The following is a 22,409-nucleotide window of genomic DNA, read 5'->3' as shown; positions in this document are numbered from 1 at the left end:
GAAATGTCACACATTGAGTCTATAATATAAATATGAGGGATAACAGGAGAATTCTGTGCTAGATAATAGATGGTATGATTCAAATAAAAACACAAGAGATGCACTTATCCTTTTGAAAAAATTGGATTTTAATTCGCAAAACGTGATTTCTTCTGAAATTATAAATATTGCAAATTCAATAAAATCAGTTAGAAAAGAACAAGAAAGCCTACCATTAAGCATCGGGCTCAAAAGAGTTCTCGGATTATACCAATCAAATCAAGCTAGAAGATGGTATGACAAATCCGAAAAACTAAACGAAGCTTTTCAAGTCATTTCGCTCCTTCCTGAGGAAGATTTTTCCAACATAATGGAAGGCATTTGTGCCTCATTACAAAACTAATTTTGCGCTCGTAGCTTAGTAGGATAGAGCAAAGATCTCCGAAGTCTTAGGCATGGGTTCGATTCCCGTCGGGCGTAATACTTTCTATTTAGTTGTCTTTATTGTTATTCATTTTACATATCATTAATAAATTATGTCTGAATAACTAACTATTTCGCTAAAAGTTCTGTGAAAAATTTGCAAACGATGTATGCATTTTTACTGGCAATTTTTGATATCTCGTGTACTTTATTTATTTATGAATGTATCAAAACTCTACACTAGCGGTGTAAACTCATCTACAATATCTTTCAATGGGCTCAAAAAGATTGCACAAAGAACTTTATATGAAAGTTCCGATGTACTCAAAATTCCTACTGCAAACTCAGCGTCTGCAATGGTTGGAGCTCTACCTAATGATTATATAAAAAAACTTTTGGCTGCCAATCCTATCAACAAAAAAGCAGCAATTGTCGACATCCAACAAGCATTTGGCAAAGCCGCCGACTCCTTAAATCAAATTAATCTTGCAAACAAACAAGGATTACAAAACATTGTAAACGGTTCTAAAGAAGAAAGATTAGAAGCCTTTAAACAAATTTTAGAAAAAATAAGGAAATTAGACGACTCGTATTTTTTCGATGATGACTATAGAAGCACAAAGCTTATAAACTGGAGCAATCCTGAAAATTCTAAAAAATCTATTTCTCAAGCTCAATCTATTCTTGAATCCACACTAAAAAAGCACAAAGTATTATCCCAAACTGATAATATTAGAATTGACGACCTAGGTGAAGGAATGTTCGGCAGAGCTTTCCGAATTTCTTGCAAAAATAATAATGGTGAAAATGTTCTCTCTGACAAAGTAATGAAAGTCTATAAAGACATTTCTCAAGAAGAAGATTTTATGGCGAATTCTGCTCTATTAAAGAAAAAAGTTATAAACGAAAGCCTTCCTGAACTAAAACAACACCTCAAAAAGCAAACTGCATTATACCCCAATCAAAAGACATTCTTTATTCAAGCAGAAAACAGTCTGAATATACCTAAAAGATTTGAAGATATGAGTGAAAACGATTTCTTTCAATATCAAAAAAGAGTTTCTCATGTTGACTTACAACAATTTGACAAAGCTCACGGACTTTACAGAGAAGCAAATTCTACTGCTTTCATTAAAAAAGCAATGGGGCACAAGATGGACAACAGCAATCTTGCAAAACAATATCTTTTTGATTTAAAAGCAAATTATGCTTTATCTGAATTTATACCAAAATCCCCAGCTCACAAATATTATAAGCATACAAACCTTGATAACTTAGGAATTTTTTATGCTGACGAATCTGCAGACAACATTATCAGCGGAAAAATTATAGACCTCGGCGGTATGGTTCCTTCCGAAAAGAAACTGTCAGAAAATCCGCTAACTAGAAGAATATACAAGAAATTACAAAATGCTTCTGATTTGAATACTCAAACAAGCATATTTAATCAACAATATGAACTTATGCTAAAAACTACAGATTCAACAAAAAAAGAATCTATCAAAAACGCTTTAACCTTACATCTTGACGGATTACGTCCATCTGAAATTTTAGCATTAAAATTGCCGCTTAATAAATTATATGAACTATCACCAAGAGCCTACAGCATGGTTAGTGGAAACTAAACATTAAATCTGAAATGAACTAAATCACCGTCTTGAACAACATACTCTTTGCCTTCAAGGCGAGTTAGCCCCTTTTCCTTAGCTGCAGCATACGAACCAGAAACTACAAAATCATCATATCCTGTAATTTCTGCACATATAAATCCACGCTCAAAATCTGTATGAATTACACCTGCTGCTTGTGGAGCCTTGGCTCCTGCAGGAATTGTCCAAGCTCTTACTTCTTTTTCTCCGGCTGTAATATATGTCCTCAAATCAAGCAAATGATAAACTGATTTTATCATTCTTTCAATTCCTGAATTTTCAACACCAAGCTCTTCTAAAAAAACTTTAGCTTCTTCTTTTTCAAGTTCAGCCAATTCTTCCTCTATTTTAGCAGATATGACTACAACATCAGCATTGTGCGTTTTAGCATATTCTCTGACTTCTTCAACATAGCTATTACCTGTTGCCAAATCAGATTCTGAAACATTTGCGGCATAAATAACAGGTTTAATACTCATTAATTGTGATTGTTTTGCAAATGCAAGTTCATCATCTTTAAAATGGTCGTTTAAGTTTATAAACTTTCCATCTTGCAACAATTCATTAATTTTATTCAAAACATTATTTTCAAGAATTGCTTCCTTATCACCACTTTTTACTTGTTTTGTCAATTTTGCAATTCTTTTTTCAATAGAAGCCATATCCGCTAAAGCAAGCTCTGTATTGATAACTTCAATGTCATCAATCGGGCTGACTTTGCCTGACACATGAATTGTATTTTCATCATCAAAGCATCTTACAACTTGAATAATAGCATCTACTTCTCTTATATTATGCAAAAACTGATTGCCTAAACCCTCACCTTTACTTGCACCTTTTACCAAGCCTGCAATATCAACAAACTCAATAGCGGTAGGGATTACGACCTCTGTTTTAACCAAATCTTTTAAGATATTTAATCTTTCATCAGGAACATTTACAACTCCAACATTTGGCTCAATTGTACAAAACGGATAATTTGCACTTTGTGCGTTTTTTGTAGATGTTAATGCATTAAATAATGTAGATTTGCCAACATTCGGCAGTCCGACAATTCCCGCTCTTAGCATTTTTGTCCCCCTTTTTAAGTATCTTTACTGTAAGAATAGTATAAAAGCTTGCAACTCGCAAGGAATTAGTCTGTAACTATCAAGAAAGATTTCAATTTTCTAGCTGTTGAATCCTTATCTGAAACAATATGTAAATCCTCAACATCAATGGATGTTGAACCTCCTCCATCGAACGCCATTGCTTTTTCCAGTTCCATTGTTTTTGCATAATTTGCAACTTGCTCTAGCGTCATTGGAACTTTGGTTGTTGCAATTATTATATAGACGTCATTATCTTTAATACCAATTGCAGTTCTTGCATATTTTCTCAAAGAAGAAGCAGATTGGCTTACAATTTTTCCGTCCTTTTTCAATACAAAAAATTCTTCCTCTAGCCTTAACGTGGGCAGTAGTTGAGGTCCACCTTGTATTGCATATTTAATTTTGTAACCTTCAGGGACTGCATAATTATGTGGAGCAATATCATATTTTAGCTTTCCATCTTTATCTATCAAAACTCTGAACTCTGAACGATTAAATATCTTTGGTAAATATGGTTTAAGAGCAACATTATTCATTAAATTAGAATTTCTGTGAGGGTCAAGCACTGGTTTATCGTCGATTGTCAGGTAAGAAATTGTTTGCTCATTCTTAGGGTCAAAAAAACCTGCATTAACTACCAATTTTGCCTTTGTTTCCTCGTAAATATCTTTATTGGTCGTCAAATGCACAACATAATGGGGTTTAATTTCACCTTTTAAATGTTGTGTATTTATTTTAACAACATACAATCCGGGGATTGATTCTGATATTTCAATCGATTTTGATTGCGGTTTAACGTCCTTCTGCATTGTAAATCCGCTGGTTATCAGCATTAAACAAGTTAACATCACGCCTAAAAATATTTTTTTCATATCTATAAATCCTTTTGTTTTTTAAACCAAATAATTGCAACCAAAACAGCTACCGGCGGAATAAATGCAGTCAAAACCGGGTTTAAGATGCCTTTTTCTGCCAACAAGTCGAAAAACGGCATAGTTATATAGTATAAGAAAATCGTCGCAACTGCAATTGTAAAGCCAACCAAGCGTTGCTCTCTCGGTTTTGAAAAGCCAAGCAAGCAACCTAATATCGCAAACAACACACACATAAATGAATGAGTATATCTTTGCAAAAATTTATTAAGCATAAATCTAAATTCATCATCCATATTAGAATTTTTTAACAACAAAATATAATTAAACATTTCAGCATTGCTCAAATCTCTATCTCGTTTTACTGAATATTTCATTAATTTATATGCATCATCAGCTCTTTGGCCTGACAAAATCTCTACATTATCTAGCCTTGACACGTCAGTAAAGACACCATTTTCAGCCACTTTATACTTTTTAGCATCTTTCAAAATCCATTTACCTTGGGAATAATTGGCATATCCTCCTATGGAAATCGTATTTAAAATACTTGCACCTTCATCTTCGTTTTTAGAAAAATCCAAAACTGTAATATCGTGAATATAATTATTATCAAAGGTTGATACAATAACAATTTTTTCCATTTGCTCCTCATCAGACTTGATTGGATAAACAAAATGAGAACTTTCATTTTCTTCTTTTATGACATTTAATCGCTGTGATGTAAAAGGAATCAATGTATCTTGAACAAAGAACGAAAAGCCCATGACCAATATACTTAATACAATCACAGGAGCCAATATTCGCCAAAAAGATAGCCCGACACTTCTAAATGTTGTAAGTTCAAAGTCTTTGCTCATTTTGTCAAACGTAAACAACGCACCTAAAAGCAAACCAACCGGCAACGCATTATCAAGAATTTTCGGAATTTCAAACGTAATAATTTGAACACCCATTTTCAACGTATAAACACCTGCCAAAACTCTTTGTATAGTCCTAAGCAACAACTCGGGGGCTATCCATATAACCATAAACAGCAACACGCACACTGCACCTGCCAATATGACTTGTTTAAATAAATATTTATCAAGCAATTTTATGCGCATTAAAGAGTGAAATCCTTTCCTAAATAGAATTGTTTCGCGATTTCATCCGTTGCAACATCTTCACTTTTGCCTTGGATTTTAATAGCACCATCAAAAATGACATAGGCTCTATCCGTAATAGACAAGGTCGCTTTAGGGTTATGGTCGGTAATCAACACGCCCAAACCTTTTTCTTGTGAAAGTTTTCTTATCGTTTCTTTAATCTCACCTATCGCAATAGGGTCGATACCAGTAAAAGGTTCATCAAGCAATATAAACTCTGGGCTTGCAGCCAGAGCTCTTGCTAGTTCAACCCTCCTTCTTTCACCACCTGAGAGCGATACAGCTGTTTCTTTTCTCAATTTTTTGACACCGAATTCATCTAAAAGTTCTTCCAGTTTGTCTTTTTTTTCATCTAAAGTTAGTTTGTCATTGACTTCAAGAACAAGTTTTATATTGTCTTCAACTGAAAGTTTTCTAAAAATAGAAGGTTCTTGTGGCAAGTAGCCTATTCCGTGTTTTGCACGAATATTCATTGTAACAGTAGTTAAATCTTTATCATCCAAGAAGATTCTGCCACCATCAGGTTTTACCAAACCGACAACCATATAAAATGTGGTGGTTTTTCCGGCACCATTTGGCCCTAATAGCCCAACGACTTCGCCTTTATTCACCTCAAAAGAAACGTTATTAACAACAGTTCTGTCGTTATATATTTTAATCAGATTTTCTGCTTTAATTTTCATAATTATAAATTTCCAATTTCCACTTCTTCAAGTTTAAATAAAAATGACCTCACTGTCAAAAAACTAATCTTTGTTAATAATAACGAGCTTAAGATTAAAACAGTGTATAATAATAGCATGGAGAATTTAACCGTAAAAAAATATGTATTGAAAAAAGTTAAAACAGATATTCAATACAAAATAGACTACGAAAAAGAGCTCAATCCAACACAACTTGAAGCAGTAAAACAAAAAGACGCCTCTATATTGACAATCGCAGGTGCAGGCTCAGGGAAAACAAAAACTCTTACCTACAGAGTTGCAAGGCTTATCGAAAGCGGTATAAAGCCTGAAAACATCTTGCTTCTAACCTTCACTAAAAAAGCAGCGGATGAAATGCTATCTCGAGCAGCTTCAATCCTTGACTCTCGATGCGAAAAAGTTGCAGGTGGCACTTTCCACTCTTTTGCAAACCAAATTTTAAGAAAATATTCTACGCTTCTTGACCTTAAAAACAACTTCACAATACTCGACAGAAGTGACTCTGAAGATGTTATCGCTCACATAAGAGGACAAATAATAGGGAAACAAGAAAAAAGATTCCCCAAAAAACATACGATTCTTGATATCTATTCCAAAGCGATAAACAAGGACATGCCTGCTGAACAAATCATCAAAACAGAATACAAACAATTTGAACATTGTGTTGATAAAATAAACGAAATTTCACAAGAATATACACAGTATAAAAGGAAAAACTCTCTTCTCGATTACGATGATTTATTATTGTATTTAAAAATCTTATTGACTTCAAATGAAAATATTAGAAAAAAATTATCTAACACATATAAATATATACTGATAGATGAATACCAAGACACAAACACTATTCAAGCTGAAATCATCAAGCTTTTAGCCTCTGAGCACAACAATGTTATGGCTGTAGGTGATGACTCTCAAAGTATCTATTCATTTAGGGGTGCAAACTTTAAAAACATTTTGGACTTCCCGAAAACTTTTGAAAACACTAAAATAATTAAGCTTGAGCAAAATTACAGAAGCTCGCAAAATATATTGGAACTCGCAAACGAGGTCATCAAAAAAGCTAAAGAAAAATATACAAAAAACTTGTTTTCAACAATAGAAAACCCCATAAAACCTGCCTTGATAACATCTTCTGACATGCAAACAGAAGCTGAATTTATCACCCAAAGAATACTTGAGCTCCACGAAGAAGAAAACTTATCGCTTAACGATATCGCTGTTTTGGCTCGAAGTGCTCGAATGACTTACAATCTAGAAATAGAGTTCGCTAAAAGGAATATCCCTTATAAGAAATTCGGCGGACTTAAATTTATCGAAACAGCTCACGTCAAAGACGTTATTGCTCATTTGCGTGTTATTCTTAACCCTGCCGATATCATCAGCTACAACCGAATTTTGCTTTTACTTGACGGCATTGGAAACCAAACTGCAAATAAATTAATCCCACTGCTTTCAAATCCTGATACTGATAAATCAAAAATTTATCTTCCATCAAAAAGCTCAGAGTCAATTAAAAAATTAATAGAATTGATTGCAAAAAGTCAAAATAGCATCTTCGAACCATCTAAAATAGTTGAGCAAGTATTAGCCTATTACGAGCCGATTTTGACAGATAAATACGACGATTTTTCAAAAAGATTAAAAGATTTGGAACATTTTTCATACCTTGCTGCTAAATATACAAGTCTGGAAGACTTTTTAAGCGATTTGGCACTTGAGCCACCGGACAGCTCCGTTGTCGACATTGAAGAAGGCAGCGTTAAAGATGAATATTTAACACTTTCTACAATTCATAGTGCTAAAGGTCTTGAATACAAAGCAATCTTTATTATTGGAGCAGTTGACGGACGATTTCCTTCTGTCTTTTCGTTCAACTCAGAAGATGAATTAGATGAAGAATTACGCCTAATGTACGTAGCAATAACAAGGGCTAAGACCTTCTTATACATAACCTATCCGATTGATATGTTTGACTACGCTACAAGCATGGTGCTCTCTAAACCTTCCCGATTTTTTGACGGGATAAATAAAGAGGTTTTAGAACATTGGATTATTGAAAATCAAGATTAAAGAGCCTTATTCAGGCTCTTTTAATTTAATAATTATAAACATTTAGATAATTCCAATATGTCCTATAGACTTTCTTTATGTAATTTCTGGTTTCAGAATATGGAATATTTTCAACAAATTCATCATAATCAGTATATTTAATATTTTTACTCCACTGATTAACCGCATTAGGTCCGCCGTTATAGGCAATGACTGATAGAACGTCGTTTCCTCGTAACGCATTTTTAATATATTTAAAATACAAACAACCATATATAATATTCTTCTCCGGTATTAATAAAGTAGAAACACTCGGGCGAAGATATCCATATTTTGTAGCTACATAAGAAGCTGTAGAAGGCATCAACTGCATCAATCCCACCGCTCCTGTTTTACTTTTTGCCGTTGAATTAAAGTAGCTTTCTTCTCTTATCAATGACATTATCAAATAAGGGTCTAACGCTGTTGATGTAGCATTTTTATTCACGTCAGCGACATAATACAAAGGATAAGCCAATTTATATATATCGTCATTAAAAGGAGGTTTTACGTCCATTGAAATCAATGCCTCACGAGCCAGCAATACAGACTTGGACTTATTGCCCCTTTTATATTCAAACCAACTTTCGACAAATTTATTATTAAAATTAAGCTCTGACCAAACTTCATAATCACCTAACTCTAACAACGTATTTATCAATTTCAAATCTTTGATATCCAACTCTGAATAATTTATCGGGAATTCTACATTTACCTCTCTATCAAGAAGTTTATGATATTTTTTTGTTCCCCATTCATTTACATCACCTTTAGCTAAAGCGTCTGCTCTGAAAGCATAATAATCATCGGGGTACCTTGACAATATTTTGTTCCAATAGCCATTTGCTTCAGCAGATTTCTTTTGTTTTAAAGCAACTTTGCCCATCCAGAACAACATTCTTGCATTCAAATCTGATTCAGGATATCTTTTCAAATGTTCAGAGCCTAACTGTTTAGCCTTTTTATAATTTTTATGTTGATATTCGTTCCAGAACAAATTCCACAATGCGACATCTGCCAAATCACTGTTAGGATATTTATAAGCTATCTTTGAATATAAATTTAAAGATTCTTTACCACCCAAGATTTTAGCTAATTTATAATAAACATAATCTTCGCCTTGAGCATCACTCTCGTCGATTATCTTTGAAAGTTTGAATAATCCTGTTTTCGCCTCATTAGAATATATACTTGAATAAATATCAATAATACGTCTTAAATCCCCTTTATCGACATTCTTAGAATAGAATTTCAAGCCTTGCTCAATAATAATTTTAGCTTTTTTATAATCGCCTTCTGCCCAATAGCAAGTAGCCAAGTCTGCCCATACATAACCTAATTTTGACTTTTCTAAAAACGGTTTTGCTTTTACATAGTTTTTATCTTCAATATTAATTGAGCCTATTAATCTGTTTTCAAACTCTGTTAAGTTAGGCATCGAACCGAGCTCATCTGAACTTGCTACAGAGAATGTGCCTTTCGGGCTCAATTTTATATATTCAAAAAAGTATTTTTTCGCAACTTCAGGATTGGTCTTTTTATTCAACAAGCCCAAATAATAATTTGAAGCAATAATATAGTCTTCAACCACTCCTTGATTTTTAATCTGTTTAAACAGACGTTCTGCATCATCATAATCTTTATGTTGAAAATATGCTTTTGCCAGACTATATCGTGCACGTGGAGCAAAAAATGATTTTGGGGATTTTTCTAGCAACAAATTGTATTTTTTTATAGCTGTATCGTAATCACCTAACTTCTCGGCACAAACTCCTTGTTTAAACAAAGCTGCGACATACAGAGGGCTTATCTTTTTAACTTTCCCGAAGTTGTAATAAGCATTTTGATAATCCTGTTTTGCAAAAAACACGACTGCCTGCTTATAATATTTCGGATTATTCAATGACACCAAGTCATTGTACTTTAACGCAAGTCCTACACATACTATTAAAAATATAGCAACTGCAATAATAATCTTTTTCAAATTGCTCATGATTTTTCAGTTCTCTTAATGTCTTTTTCTATAAGTATCCTCAAAAATATACAAAAGAGCAAGGAATAAATCAAGATAAAACGCAATATTATTAATATAAAGACCGAGTTAAAACAGGCTAATATATTGCTATGAGTGAGAGATGGGAACTGTAAATAATATAAAATTTTATAAAATATTTAATATTGAGAAGCCAAAAAATCGAAATAAAAGTTACAAATCAACAAAGCCTAAAAATATAATTAAAGACTATATCCTAATACCTGACTACTGCGTCTTCGGCTAACTTTATTTCAAAATAAGTACCCTTTGGCAACGTTACAGATTCGCCCATGGAAAAAATTGACAAAACGGGTGACAATGCCACATTGACAGCATAAACAACCACCCCGCAAGCAATTGGAAGCGGTGTCAATAATATTTCAGGTCCATTTGATAAAGAACCACAAACTCGCCACATTCTTTTCATAAAAGTACTTCCCGGTTTTATAAATTTGCCCATATTCCTTATATATTTACGTTTACCTTTTACATTACTGAAAAAAATATATTTATAATTCGCGACAGATACATTTGCCAACACAAATTGAGATTTTCCTCTATACATCATATTGTCAACTTTTAGCGAAATCAATCCACCATTACCTGAAAGTTGAGGCGGATGCGAATCTACGACCGTTCCGTAGAAAACAGTCCCGGCTGGGATTGTAATATACGTAGAGGATTCAGGGTAAACACTTACGAAAGTCAGTCTTGTACCTCGTGGAGTTCTATCAGAAAGAGTGTTTTGACATCTTACTCTAAACTTAGTTCCCTTTTTTATGCTTATTTCTCTTGTATTAGCAGTGTAATTCGGCAAACTGTATGAATTTTGAGTAAATGATGAAGATGTTGGAGTAGTAGCAGTTTTTTTAGAAACAGTATTGGTCGTCGTAATCGGCCTTGATTGTTGAGCAGGCTGTTTAACAGGCTCTTTGTAATTTTGAGAGAAAATTGTTTCTTGAGGCGTACTGACCGCTGTACCGCCATCAAGCGGAGAGGCTCCTGTTTGCGGAAGCTTTGGCAATAAGACTTGCTCCACAACATCAGTTTTATACGTTTTTCTTATTTCGGAATCAATAGAATCGTCAACAGTTAAAGCTATAACCGGTGAAACCCAAAATGAAAATATTAATAATAAAGCAATAAATCTTTTCATGCTCTTATTTTAAACAAAATATTTAAAAGCGGCTAATTGTAAAGACTTATTTCTTTGTTGTACTCATTTGTTGATTAAACAATGGATTATTCTTATATGCGTCTAAAGCTATTTGCGTAAGCGATTTTTTATCTTGGTATTCCAGATACAACTTATTGCAAGCTTCGCCGACCAAATTCAACACCGCACCTATTCCCAAAGATAACGCCATGTTTTTTGGACCTGAAAGCATTTTTGTAGTACCGACAATCATACTGCCGATTGTTCCTAATATCGGAATTCCGGTCGTTAAGGTTGTTGAAACTTTTTCATTTTTATCTTTAGCCTTGCTAACAGCCCCAATCCCTAAACCTAACGGGAACACCAAACCAAGCAAATCAGTAGGTGCTGAACCGACTTTAAACTCTGCAAATTTGTCGTACAAGTCATTTGCTTCAAGTGTTGTTGCTTTATTAATTGATTTTGTAATTTTGTGAGATTTTCTATCAAGCATTCTGGCAACCGGGTCTTCAAAAACTTTTATATCTTCTCCGTCTAAGCCAACTATAGATTGGTGATTCAAGCCGTTGACAATTGTCATAATATCTTGCATTGCACCTTTTTTATCATTCAACAAAACATCATTTGTTATATATTTAACTTGTTTATCTATAGCTTTTTTAGTTTTTGCATCATACAAATCAGAGGATTTAACGCCTTTTATAAATTCTTCAAAATCAGCCACAATGTCTTTTGCCATTTGTTGACGTCTGACCAGTTCTTCGGCTCCTGTTATATCTTCATAGACATTCATTTTTTGAGAGATTTGCCTCAAACTTGCTCTGGCTGCATCATCTTCCAGTAGCAACTTATCTGTAAGCTCACGGACATTTGTCCTCACAGCGTCCACATTATGAGAAACATTATTCGTCAATCGGCGTCTTGATTTTTCGATTGAAGTACGTAGCGTAATTTTGCCATCTATGCTCAAATCCTCTGTAATATAGGATTTGAACTTATTTGCATTGCCTTTGAAATTAAATATACCACCATTTTTTCCCCACAAAGTATCCCAAACTTCTGCAGGCAAATCTGTCAAACTCTTTTCTCGAACAACTTCTCTTTCAAGTCTTGATTTTTTGCTAAACCCATCTGTAAAAACATTTTGCATTACTTTGCCGCTGGACTTTATGTCTTCAAGCCAAGCAACCAAAGGCTTTGTTTGACCTTTTATAGAAACCATTTGAGTTAAATCAATATTTGAATTGTTATTTATTTTTGTAATGCTGTCTAATAAATGTCCATAAAAATCATCTGACAAAATATGAGCTTTGTCATACGCCCCATCGACTGCTTTCGTTGCAACTTTTTTAAAAGTGTGAGTTATACCGTCTGCAACTTTTGCTGTTTTAGGATTAGAACGTAATAATTTGTCAGCAGCACTGTCTTTTATTGCGGTAAAGTTGGCAACTGCTTTCATTCCGGATAATACTTTTTTCATTCCGTTTGCAAGTGCCAAGTCTACTTTATTGAATATATTTTTTGATTTTTTACTCAAAGAACTTTGATAAATTCTGTCATTCAATTCTTCCAGCAAAGCATTAACTTTTTTATAATTGCCGAGTCCTGCACCTTTGGTCAAAACAACAGCAAAAATACCTGCTGTGAGAATTGTTGTCCCCAACGTTGCAGCTAAAATTCCACCTTTATGCGATTGTTTTATCTCATCTGACACCTTTACAGAGGCAATATGCTCGTCACTTTTTAGTTCTACAGTGTCTTTTTTTTTGTCATTCAGAGGAGAATTTGCAACCTGAGGTGTTTGGGCTTTGGGATATAATTCCGGAAAGTCCTTAAAAACATTATTCGAAGTAGTATTATTCACATTAATCATAATTACCTACATATTAAAAACATTTTATCGCCAAAAATTGCCTAAATATCCGATTATTAAGATTTCGAGATAAGAATTGTAACAAATAGAGGAAGCCTTTTTGAGCTTCCTCTATTGTATTGGTTAGGTTATAATCTTATGCTTTTGACAAGCTGTTTAAGACATCTCCGACTTTGTCGGTATCCTTAACGCCCGGGGTTTTGTCCATTATAGCTTTAAATCTTTGAATTTTTTTGAGGATAGTTTTTCTTTCTTCCGGAGTTGCAGTTTTCATTTCTTTAATCAAATCTGCTACTTTTGTTTTAGAATCAGCTACTGCATCAGTTACAACTTCTGTAGCAGCTGTTGCTGTCTTTTTGCCCTTAAGTGGGAAAGCTGTTTTAATTTTTGATATTATACCTTTAGCACCATCTTTAACTTCTGCTGTTTTAGGAGCAACTTTAGAAGTAAAAGCGTCTTTCATTTCTAAGCCCAGTTTTTTAATACCTTTTAAGATACCACCATCTTTGAACGCAGCAGCAATTTTACCTTTACCTTTGAATAACAACACGCCTGTTGCAACAGCAGCGGCTAATCCGGCAACAACTCCTATAGCATTCGTATTTGTTTCTTTTTTGGCATTAATTCCGGGGATTTTGCCGATTCCGTTCGGTCTGATATTAGTGCCGTATCCACCATAATTAGCACCAATACAATTACTTTGATTTAATCCGAAATAATTATCATAAGAAGAATAACCGTTCATAACATACCTACCTTTTTTATAACCTAACCTATTTATATAAAGAATATTTTTTGAGATTTATTGACTCAAAGTTATTAAATGTTAAGATATGTGACAGACTCCCACTCATACACATGATTGATATTCTTCAAATTGGCTGAATGTCTTTTATAACTCGACCGATAAATTGTTTGAGCCAGATACATTTTTCGCGAGGTAGATAATGCTCGATCAAACTAACAATACTTTTTTCAATGCGTACTCGGAACCCTTGGACGCTAAAGCAGCCTTGGAGTTAGCCAGACAAGCCCATGAAAAATATTTGATTAAATTGCAAAAAAATGACTTGAATGAAGCCATTGATTTCTATATAAAAACAATCAAACTCGACCCTCAAATGCCTGAAACATACTACAGGCTTGCAAGTTTGTTGTGGGAAGATGGTCAAATCAGCCTTTCTGCAGCTATAGAGCAATGTAAATCTGCCGTACAAATGTCACCTGACAACCAAAATGCAAGAATTTACACCGGTTATTTTTTGAATTTGGCTCAAAAATATAATGAAGCTGAAACAGAATTTAAAGAAGCTATCAAGCTTAACCCAATAAAAGCGGCTCGTCCGAGATTGATTTTATCAATGATGCTTATGAATAAAATGCATAATTCAAAAATAAGCTTTCATGAATTTTCTGAATCAATTTATTATTTCTTATCAGGAAGCGTCGCAATGACTTGGGATTATGCTTCTTTAAGAATGTTATATAAGAATTTCAGCGAAAATTTTGCGATTTTCGGTTATAAATTTTGTGGAGAACTTTTAGAAAAACTCAGAAAATATTCTTTAGCAATTAAAACTTACGACATTGCTGCTGAAAAGACAGGCAGAGTTGAACTTTTTTATAAAAAGATAGGTGATGTAAGCATCGAAAATGACGCCCCCGAAATCGCTATCGATTCTTACCAAAAAGCTCTCGAAGCAAATCCCTACAACAGAGATATACTCCTCAAAAAAGCAACTATCATTCAAACCTATTTTGAAGACAAAACTGATGACGCAATCGACTGCTACAACAGAATTATTGAAATTGAAGGAAAAAACGAAAGAATATATTACGAACTCGGTCATCTTTATTTAAAAAAGCATGACTACCTTAACAGCGTAAACGCTTTCAAACTTGGATTAGAAATTGACCCTAAAAACGCTTTCTATCACAATTCTCTAGCTTATGCTTTAGTTCAAAGTGAGCAATATGATGAAGCTATTGAGCATTACCAAATCGCAATCAACCTCAACCCTGATGAAGAATGGACGGCTATTGTTTGCCAAGCGTTAGGAACTTTGCATCACAAAATCAAAAACAACATGGAAGCTGCGATTGCACTATACCAAACCTCTTTAGTTCTCGACCCTAAATCTGAAGACGCATATATCGGAATCGGCGACATATACTTTGAAAATGATGAAATGGAATTAGCAATAAAATCATATTGCGATGCTATTAAGTTAAACCCTGAAAGTGCAAGAGCTTACAGCAAATGTGCAATGGCTTTATGGGAAAAAGATTACCTCGAAGAAGCAATTGTTGCATACAACAAAGTAATCTCTCTCGAGCCCGAGTATGAAATCGCCTACAATAATTTAGGCGTTATTTATCTTGACGGAATCGGCACTACAGAACAGTCAATTCCTTATTTCGAAACAGCTATAGATATTAATCCTAATTACACCTTAGCTTACTTCAACTTGGCAAGAGCTCAAGAAATGATGGGGTTAAAAATGGAAGCTGCCGACAATTTCCAAATGGCCGCAAACCTGAACAAAATCACCCAAGAAATTGATGAAATTGATATACAAGAACGTTTGTTCAACCTATTTGAAGTCCACTAAGTCGGTTAAAAATTTTCACATAATAATTCATAATAAGCCTGTGGATGTTTACACGCAGGGCACACTTGCGGAGCATTTTTACCCAAAGCAACATAACCGCATTTTCTACAGACCCAATATTCTTCATCATTTCGTGTAAATATCACGCCGTCTTTCAGATTTTCGGCAAGTTTTACATATCGATTATGATGATGTTCTTCTACGTGGGCAATATTTCTAAAAGAATGAGCAATTTCGCCAAAACCTTCTTCATCTGCTGTATCAGCGTAAGACGGATATAAATCTTTCCATTCATCATATTCTCCTTCTGCTGCACAAATCAGATTTTGATAAGTATCAGAATAACATTGAGGATAAGAAGCTTTGATTTCAATTATCCCCGGTGCCATATATTTATAATATATTTTTGCGTGTTCTTTTTCATTATCTGCTGTCATATCAAAGAAACCTGCTATTTGTTGATAGCCCTCGTTTCTGGCAACAGTAGCACTTATATTGTATCGATTGCGAGCCATTGACTCACCAGCAAATGCTTTCATTAGGTTAATTTCCGTTTGAGTGCCTTTTATTATTGATTTTTCATCCATTTACAGACTCCCTTTCTTATACGATAATCAATTATTCTCCAAACTTTTGTGGTATAAATTAACCGTTATGGCGATTTTTTATGACTACAAAATTTTTGACGGACTAACCAATATGAGAATTGACTCTGAGCTTTTGGAAAAGGCAATCAAATCCCATTCTGAGTCACCTGCTCTAAGGTTGTATGGCTGGGCTCCTGCTTGCGTTTCGTTGGGACGTAACCAAAAAGACGATGGAATAAATTTAGAATTCTGTAAAAAAAACAACATTGATATAACAAAAAGATTAACAGGCGGAAGAGCACTCCTCCACGACAAAGAATTGACCTACTCATTCGTTTGCCCTGCTTCATTCCTAAAAAACGGAGAAACAGTAATTCAATCCTACAAAGAAATATCAAGTGCCCTCGCTCTCGGAATGAGCAAGCTGGGTATCAACATGTCTTTCCCTGAAAACAAAAAAGCCAAAACAAAATTTGACTACTGTATGTCACTTTCAACAGGTGCTGATTTGAGCTATCAAGGCAAAAAACTAATAGGCTCTGCTCAATACAGAAAGCAAGGTTATATCCTACAACACGGCTCTATCCTTTTTGATTACAATAAAGAAAAACTTGAAAATATATTCAATGAAAAAGTTGACGAGGAGTCTTTAATATCAATAAAAAAAATCTCAAACGACATTACCATTGAAAACACAGCACTTGCTTTAAAATCTGCTTTTCAAGAATATTTCAATATTATATTTTGATTTGTTAAATACTTATACAATTATACATTTATCTGCTACAATTATTTTGTTGGGCTTTTACCCGAATTTTTAGTATTTTTTGAGGTCTATAAATGGAAAAAATAAAAAAAACGTCCGTTGAATATCCATTCCTACAGAAACCGGTTGTGATATACGAAAGAGAATGCGGACATAAAATTGTTTGTGCATACAAAGAAGGTGGGCTTACAAACGTAAGCACTTGGGTAAAAACAGGCTCAATTAACGAAGATGAAAAAATCAACGGAATCTCCCACTTCCTTGAACACTTAATGTTTAAAGGTACAAAAAAACATAAAGCAGGTTATTTCGACAAAACTTTGGAATCTAAAGGCGGAATTGTCAATGCAGCAACCTGGAAAGATTATACTTTTTATTATGTAACAATCCCCAAAGGTCCTGATAACGAATATTTCAACACAGCATTGGACCTTCATTCCGATATGATGCTCAACCCTCAAATTCCTGATTGCGAAGTAGGTGAACCTTTTGATATCGAAAACCCCTCCGTCATGAAAAAAAGAGAACGCCATGTCGTTATTGAAGAAATAAGAATGCGACAAGACCAACCTTGGACAAAAGTCTACAATTCCGCAAACTCAAATATGTACACCTCGCACCCATACAAAAGAGATGTCATCGGTACTGCTGAAATTATATCTAAAATGCCACGTGATACAATCATGGAATACTACATGACACACTACACGCCTAACAAAATGACAACTATTATCGTTGGAGATTTTGATTTTGACAAAGTTATCGAACAAGTTATTGAGAAATTTGATTTTGAAGGCAGAAAAAATTCCGAAATTAAAAAATACGAATTTGATACCCCAACACAAGAAACAAAATATATCGAAAACAAACAAAATATAAATACTGCTTTCTTAATGTTCGGATACTTGGGCGTACCCGCTGTTGACCTTAAAAGCAACATTATTTTCGATATGCTCTCTATTATTCTAGGAGAGGGACAAAGCTCTCGTATGTATCAAAATCTAATCGAAAAATCAAAAGAACAAATTTTCAATCTCGTTTCTTGCGATTATTACACATTTAGAGATGGCGGCAACTTCTTTATTCAAGCTAATTTCAAACCGGAACTTAAAGATAAAGCTCTTGAACTTGTCAAAAATGAAATCGAAAAACTTTATACCGATAAAATAACTGACAAAGAACTGAAAAAAGCAGTCAAAAAGCTAAAAGCGAGATTTGCCGACAGTGCTGAAACCGTATCAGAAATTGCTGAAACTATCGGCTATTATATGACGGTTTGCAACGGGCTTGAGATGGTAGACTCATATATCGACACACTTGAAAACATTACAGAAGATGACGTTCTTGAAGTTGCGAAAAAACACCTAAACCTCGACAATGCAACCATCTCTGTACTTTTACCAAATGAATGATTTTATCAAAGGATAATAAAATGAAAAAAACAACATTAAATAATAATATTCCGGCAGTAATAAAACAAAATAAAAATACCCCGAGAATCGCCCTTTCTTTTTATCTGCGATTAAAACATCCTGAAAAAAAAGCAGGAATTTACACAATCTTAAACAGATTGTTTATGCAAGGTACTAAAGTCAGAACCTCTGAAGAATTAGCTCAAGAACTTGAAGAAAACGCTATTGAACTTTCAAGCGATATGAAGCACGATTTTATTCGATTCAGGCTACTTTGCCTCAATGAAGATATTGAGCACGCACTTGAACTTATGGAAGATATTATTTGCAACTCTCATTTTGAGAACTTTGACAAAGAAATTGAAAAAATAAAAGGTGAAATCATTGCAGAATTAGACTCCCCAAGAACAAAAGCTCTTGATAACTATTACAAGACTTTATTTGAAGGACATTTCTACGGAAATACTTACACTAAAGTTTTGGAAGCAATTGACTCTATAACCCGTCAAGACATTCTCGACGCATATTCTGACATAATTAAAACCTCAAAGAAAAACATAACCGTCGTCGGAGATATAAACGAAAATGAAATTATTAATTTATTAAACAAATACACGTCAACACTAACAAACCCCAATAACTTTAAAGATGAAATAACAAAACCGATATTGACAAAAGACAAAATAGTTCCCCTTGAAAAAGATGACGCTCAACAAGCTCAAATTATTCAAGGTTGGCTTTTCCCGTCAATGCACTGCGATGATTACCCTGCAATAATGCTAATTAACACCATTTTGGGTTCAAGCGGACTAAGTTCAAGACTATTTTTAGAACTCAGAGAAAAACAAGGGCTCGCATACGTTGTCAGAAGCTCCTGCGAAGCTTATCACCAATGTGCAAGTTTCAGCGTCTACATAGCAACCGAACCTAAAAATATTAAAACTTCACTTGAAGGATTTAAAAAAGAGATTGAAAAAATTAAATCAGAGCTCGTAACAGAAAAAGAAATTGAAGGTGCTCGAAACAATATCATCGGCAAACGCCAATTCTTTATGGAAACAAACCATCTGCAAGCCACTCTTATCGGTCTGTATGAATCTGAAGACTTGGGTTTCAACTACGAAGAACAACTATTGAAGCGTCTTGAAACAGTCACCCCTCAAAAAATACTCGAAGTTGCAAATAAATACTTCTCAACCCCTAAAGTTTTGTCAATATTAGCCCCAAAACAGTATTTATCTCAACTCGAAAATGTTATATTATAAGGTAAAGGTTTAATTATTATTTATGAATACTTTACTAACAGGTCAAAAAGTACAAATAGAATTTTCCACTTCTTCGACAGAAAAAATGCAAATTGTCTGCCGAATAGCTAAGATTGAAAAAGACAGATTAACACTTGAGTACCCTGACAAAATTATGCGGTTTGCTGAATTTTTGGCTGAAGGCACTGAAATTAGGGCTTTCGTTTACACCGGTTCAAACATTCAGGTTTTAGACTCTATTATAATTACAGCACCATATGAAGAAGCTTTCGAAATAGAATACCCCGACGACTACATCACAATTCAAAGAAGAGCTTATGTACGGGAATTTTTGAATTGCAAAATAATTCTACAAAATGATACAATGACAACTACAGGCGTAAGCAAAGATTTAGGCGGAGGCGGTTTTAGATTTATATCAAAAGATAAACTACCGAACAACTCATATATGTCTGTTTGGATAAATCTTGATGATGATGCACCTAGCATTAAATGTCACGGCAAAGTTTCACAAAAACCTCACTATAAAAAAGATGAATATCTCGTCGAATTCACTGAAATTTCTGAAAACGACAGAAATCGAATAATAAAAGAATGTATTCGCTATCAGGTTAATAATTTAAGAAAAAATAAATAAAGTGAAAGTATGAACATCACAAAAGAACAAAAAGAAATAAACGCAAAAATTAACAAATTTCACAAGTCCGGAAATATCCAACGGGCTATTGAAACCTGCCAACTGGCACTCTTAAATGACGCCACTAACGCAGATTTGCACGTAAAACTCGGAGATTTATACCTTGAATGGCATTTGGATATCTATCAGGCAAAACAATATGTCGATGAAGCTATAACTGAATATCAACGGGCTCTTGAAACATATATGGATTCGTCAAAAATATATTATAAAATAGGTCTTGCGTTCTTCTACAAAAACGAGCTGGACAAATCTCTGAATTATTTTGAACTTGCTATTGAAAATGACCCACAGATGGGTAAGGCATACTTCATGACAGCTGAAATTGCAAAGAAAAAAGCCAAATTCCAAGAAGCTATTGAATTTGCAGAAAAAGCCGTAAAAGTAGCTCCTTTCCGTTCTTCTAGGACTCATTATTTAATCTATAGCATGCTAAATATTATTGCTTTTAAAAATAACAAAACAAAAATCAGAAGCTATTATGAATTATTTTTATCCTGTGTAACTTTGCCGTTTGATAAAGATGCACTTAAAGAGGTTGGGAAAAAATTATCTTATCTAAAATTCATCCCAATGCTTGTAACCGGTCTTATAAAAGCTCAAACAGCAGGTATTAACCAAGCTTTAGACATCTATCTAAAAGCGATTGAAAAAGCCCCCGGATTCGTTCTTTTATATTGCCTAATCGGCGAAATATACAAAACCTTAGGGCGATATGATGACGCTATTTGTGAATACAAAATGGCAATTTGGCTTGACAGCCTTAACATAACTGCCTATAGAGCTCTTTGCCAGTTATATGAAGAACAAGGAGATTACGACAGTGCTATTGAAACTTATTTGAAACTCATAGAAATTCAGCCCTACATGGCAGAATACCACAGCAACGTCGCTAATATTCTTTATCTAAAAGGCGAAATCCAAGAAGCTGTTTCGCACTATCAAAACGCTATCACTTTAAACCCGAGTATAAACTGGACAAGCATTATCGCCCAAACATTAGGATATGTTTTCCAAGAAAATGTTAAAGACATGGACGCTGCCATCGGTGCCTATCAAAGTGCATACTTATTAACGCCCAAAGATATTGATATTTACATCAACCTAGGCAGTGCTTTTTACGAAAAAGGCGAGTACGACAACGCTTTAACCGTCTACCGCAGAGCTATTGAGCTTGAGCCGTATAACGCAAAAATCCATTGTAATTTAGGATATCTCTATTGGGGCAAAAATGAACTCGATGAAGCCATCAAAGCCTATGAAACAGCTATCAAATATGACAAAACTTACGACATCGCATACAACAATTTAGGTGTAATATATCTTGATGACTTAGGTCGAGTCCAGAAAGCAATTGAGCTTTTTGAAGAAGCTATAAAATATAACCCGAATTATGCTCTTGCTAACTACAATTTAGCACGTTCTGTTGCTATCACTGGTGACAAAATCGAAGCTGCAAAACTATACCAAATTGCTCTCGATTTAAACAACATTACAAATGAACTGGACCCGCAAGAAATCCACGATAAAATACAGGATTTATTTAACTAAAAAGGCTACGCAATGAACTATTCAGCAGAAGTGAGAATTTTATACAGCGATACAGACGCATATGGTGTTGTTTGGCACGGTGCTTATACCAAGTGGTTTGAAGCAGGGCGGGTTGAACTATCAGAAAAACTCGGACTCCCTCTTGAAGATTTAGAAAAACAAGGAGTAACATTCCCTGTTGTAGAGCTCAACATAAGATACAAATCGTCTGCAATGTTTAACGAAAAAATCATCATCGAAACATCTATAGAAGAAGTCAAAAACACTACTGTAAAATTTAAACATATCGTAAAAGAAAAAGAAACTCAAAAGTTGAGAACTATTGCAACTTCAACAATCGTAGCTGTTGACAAACAAGGTAAATTATACAGAAAATTGCCTGAAAATATTTATTCTTGTTTTGAAAACGCTGTTAATCAAACAGTTTCAGCTTAAATATTCAAAAGGACCATTGCTGAAAAGCGTTTTTTTCTATTCAAAAAATTTAACAATATTCTC

General features: G+C 34.2%; 19 protein-coding genes and 1 tRNA gene. 11 read left to right on the top strand and 9 right to left on the bottom strand.

Translation table 11 applies throughout. The annotated features are described in order from the left end of the window. Positions 1 to 55 precede the first annotated feature (55 nt). The 3 genes from PHV37_02155 to PHV37_02145 all read left to right on the top strand — a co-directional run bounded on the left by PHV37_02155 (position 56) and on the right by PHV37_02145 (position 2,027). A complete protein-coding gene (locus PHV37_02155) occupies positions 56 to 382 on the top strand; it encodes a hypothetical protein (protein MDD3236885.1) in 327 nt (108 codons plus the stop codon). Positions 383 to 386: 4 nt separating this feature from the next. Beyond that, a tRNA-Arg gene (locus PHV37_02150) sits at positions 387 to 459 on the top strand. A gap of 161 nt (positions 460 to 620) precedes the next feature. Next, a complete protein-coding gene (locus tag PHV37_02145) occupies positions 621 to 2,027 on the top strand; it encodes a hypothetical protein (GenBank protein ID MDD3236884.1) in 1,407 nt (468 codons plus the stop codon). Here PHV37_02145 and ychF read toward each other — a convergent pair. From ychF to lptB, 4 genes are all read right to left on the bottom strand, one after another. Next, entirely contained in the window at positions 2,024 to 3,121 is a 1,098-nt protein-coding gene (gene ychF, locus PHV37_02140) for a redox-regulated ATPase YchF (protein ID MDD3236883.1), read from the bottom strand. The two genes, PHV37_02145 and ychF, sit on opposite strands and share 4 nt — an antisense overlap. A 65-nt stretch (positions 3,122 to 3,186) precedes the next feature. Then, positions 3,187 to 4,014: a phosphodiester glycosidase family protein gene (locus PHV37_02135; protein ID MDD3236882.1), complete on the bottom strand. Its 828-nt coding sequence runs from the start codon at positions 4,012 to 4,014 to the stop codon at positions 3,187 to 3,189. A 2-nt stretch (positions 4,015 to 4,016) separates the two neighbouring features. Continuing rightward, positions 4,017 to 5,120 carry an LptF/LptG family permease gene (locus tag PHV37_02130; GenBank protein ID MDD3236881.1) on the bottom strand — a complete coding sequence of 368 codons (1,104 nt, stop codon included), beginning with the start codon at positions 5,118 to 5,120 and terminating at the stop codon, positions 4,017 to 4,019. Further along, positions 5,120 to 5,848: an LPS export ABC transporter ATP-binding protein gene (gene lptB, locus PHV37_02125; protein ID MDD3236880.1), complete on the bottom strand. Its 729-nt coding sequence runs from the start codon at positions 5,846 to 5,848 to the stop codon at positions 5,120 to 5,122. The genes PHV37_02130 and lptB overlap by 1 nt, the downstream gene beginning before the upstream one ends. A gap of 114 nt (positions 5,849 to 5,962) precedes the next feature. Here lptB and PHV37_02120 point away from each other — a divergent pair, with 114 nt between their 5' ends. After that, positions 5,963 to 7,939, top strand: a complete 1,977-nt coding sequence (locus PHV37_02120) for an ATP-dependent helicase (GenBank protein ID MDD3236879.1) — start codon at positions 5,963 to 5,965, stop codon at positions 7,937 to 7,939. Positions 7,940 to 7,964: 25 nt separating this feature from the next. Here PHV37_02120 and PHV37_02115 read toward each other — a convergent pair whose 3' ends face one another. The 4 genes from PHV37_02115 to PHV37_02100 form a co-directional block, all read right to left on the bottom strand. Continuing rightward, positions 7,965 to 9,950, bottom strand: a complete 1,986-nt coding sequence (locus PHV37_02115; protein MDD3236878.1) for a transglycosylase SLT domain-containing protein — start codon at positions 9,948 to 9,950, stop codon at positions 7,965 to 7,967. Between the two features lie 256 nt (positions 9,951 to 10,206). Further along, a complete protein-coding gene (locus PHV37_02110; GenBank protein MDD3236877.1) occupies positions 10,207 to 11,148 on the bottom strand; it encodes a hypothetical protein in 942 nt (313 codons plus the stop codon). Positions 11,149 to 11,194: 46 nt separating this feature from the next. Continuing rightward, on the bottom strand, positions 11,195 to 13,021 hold the full coding sequence (locus PHV37_02105) for a hypothetical protein (GenBank protein MDD3236876.1): 1,827 nt from the start codon (positions 13,019 to 13,021) through the stop codon (positions 11,195 to 11,197). A 136-nt stretch (positions 13,022 to 13,157) separates the two neighbouring features. Beyond that, positions 13,158 to 13,766, bottom strand: coding sequence for a hypothetical protein (locus tag PHV37_02100; GenBank protein ID MDD3236875.1), 609 nt, complete (start codon positions 13,764 to 13,766; stop codon positions 13,158 to 13,160). Between the two features lie 202 nt (positions 13,767 to 13,968). Here PHV37_02100 and PHV37_02095 point away from each other — a divergent pair, with 202 nt between their 5' ends. Further along, a complete protein-coding gene (locus tag PHV37_02095) occupies positions 13,969 to 15,633 on the top strand; it encodes a tetratricopeptide repeat protein (GenBank protein ID MDD3236874.1) in 1,665 nt (554 codons plus the stop codon). Between the two features lie 5 nt (positions 15,634 to 15,638). On the opposite strand, the gene PHV37_02090 is transcribed toward PHV37_02095, so the two are convergent. After that, positions 15,639 to 16,220 carry a rubrerythrin family protein gene (locus PHV37_02090; protein MDD3236873.1) on the bottom strand — a complete coding sequence of 194 codons (582 nt, stop codon included), beginning with the start codon at positions 16,218 to 16,220 and terminating at the stop codon, positions 15,639 to 15,641. A 67-nt stretch (positions 16,221 to 16,287) separates the two neighbouring features. Here PHV37_02090 and PHV37_02085 point away from each other — a divergent pair, with 67 nt between their 5' ends. The 6 genes from PHV37_02085 to PHV37_02060 all read left to right on the top strand — a co-directional run bounded on the left by PHV37_02085 (position 16,288) and on the right by PHV37_02060 (position 22,346). Continuing rightward, positions 16,288 to 16,968 carry a lipoate--protein ligase family protein gene (locus PHV37_02085; GenBank protein MDD3236872.1) on the top strand — a complete coding sequence of 227 codons (681 nt, stop codon included), beginning with the start codon at positions 16,288 to 16,290 and terminating at the stop codon, positions 16,966 to 16,968. A gap of 92 nt (positions 16,969 to 17,060) precedes the next feature. Then, on the top strand, positions 17,061 to 18,398 hold the full coding sequence (locus PHV37_02080) for a pitrilysin family protein (protein ID MDD3236871.1): 1,338 nt from the start codon (positions 17,061 to 17,063) through the stop codon (positions 18,396 to 18,398). 20 nt (positions 18,399 to 18,418) lie between these two features. After that, positions 18,419 to 19,663 (top strand): pitrilysin family protein, encoded by a 1,245-nt coding sequence (locus PHV37_02075; GenBank protein MDD3236870.1) that lies wholly within the window; start codon positions 18,419 to 18,421, stop codon positions 19,661 to 19,663. 22 nt (positions 19,664 to 19,685) lie between these two features. Further along, positions 19,686 to 20,300 (top strand): PilZ domain-containing protein, encoded by a 615-nt coding sequence (locus tag PHV37_02070; protein ID MDD3236869.1) that lies wholly within the window; start codon positions 19,686 to 19,688, stop codon positions 20,298 to 20,300. A 9-nt stretch (positions 20,301 to 20,309) separates the two neighbouring features. Further along, positions 20,310 to 21,911 (top strand): tetratricopeptide repeat protein, encoded by a 1,602-nt coding sequence (locus PHV37_02065; protein ID MDD3236868.1) that lies wholly within the window; start codon positions 20,310 to 20,312, stop codon positions 21,909 to 21,911. A gap of 12 nt (positions 21,912 to 21,923) precedes the next feature. Further along, positions 21,924 to 22,346, top strand: a complete 423-nt coding sequence (locus PHV37_02060) for an acyl-CoA thioesterase (protein ID MDD3236867.1) — start codon at positions 21,924 to 21,926, stop codon at positions 22,344 to 22,346. Positions 22,347 to 22,409: the final 63 nt, after the last annotated feature.

Source organism: Candidatus Gastranaerophilales bacterium (genome assembly GCA_028693235.1).
In the GTDB taxonomy this organism is placed as follows: Bacteria; Cyanobacteriota; Vampirovibrionia; order Gastranaerophilales; family Gastranaerophilaceae; genus JAQUVW01.
Note: the sequence above shows the minus strand (reverse complement) of the source record. Positions and strands in the feature narration are given on the sequence as shown.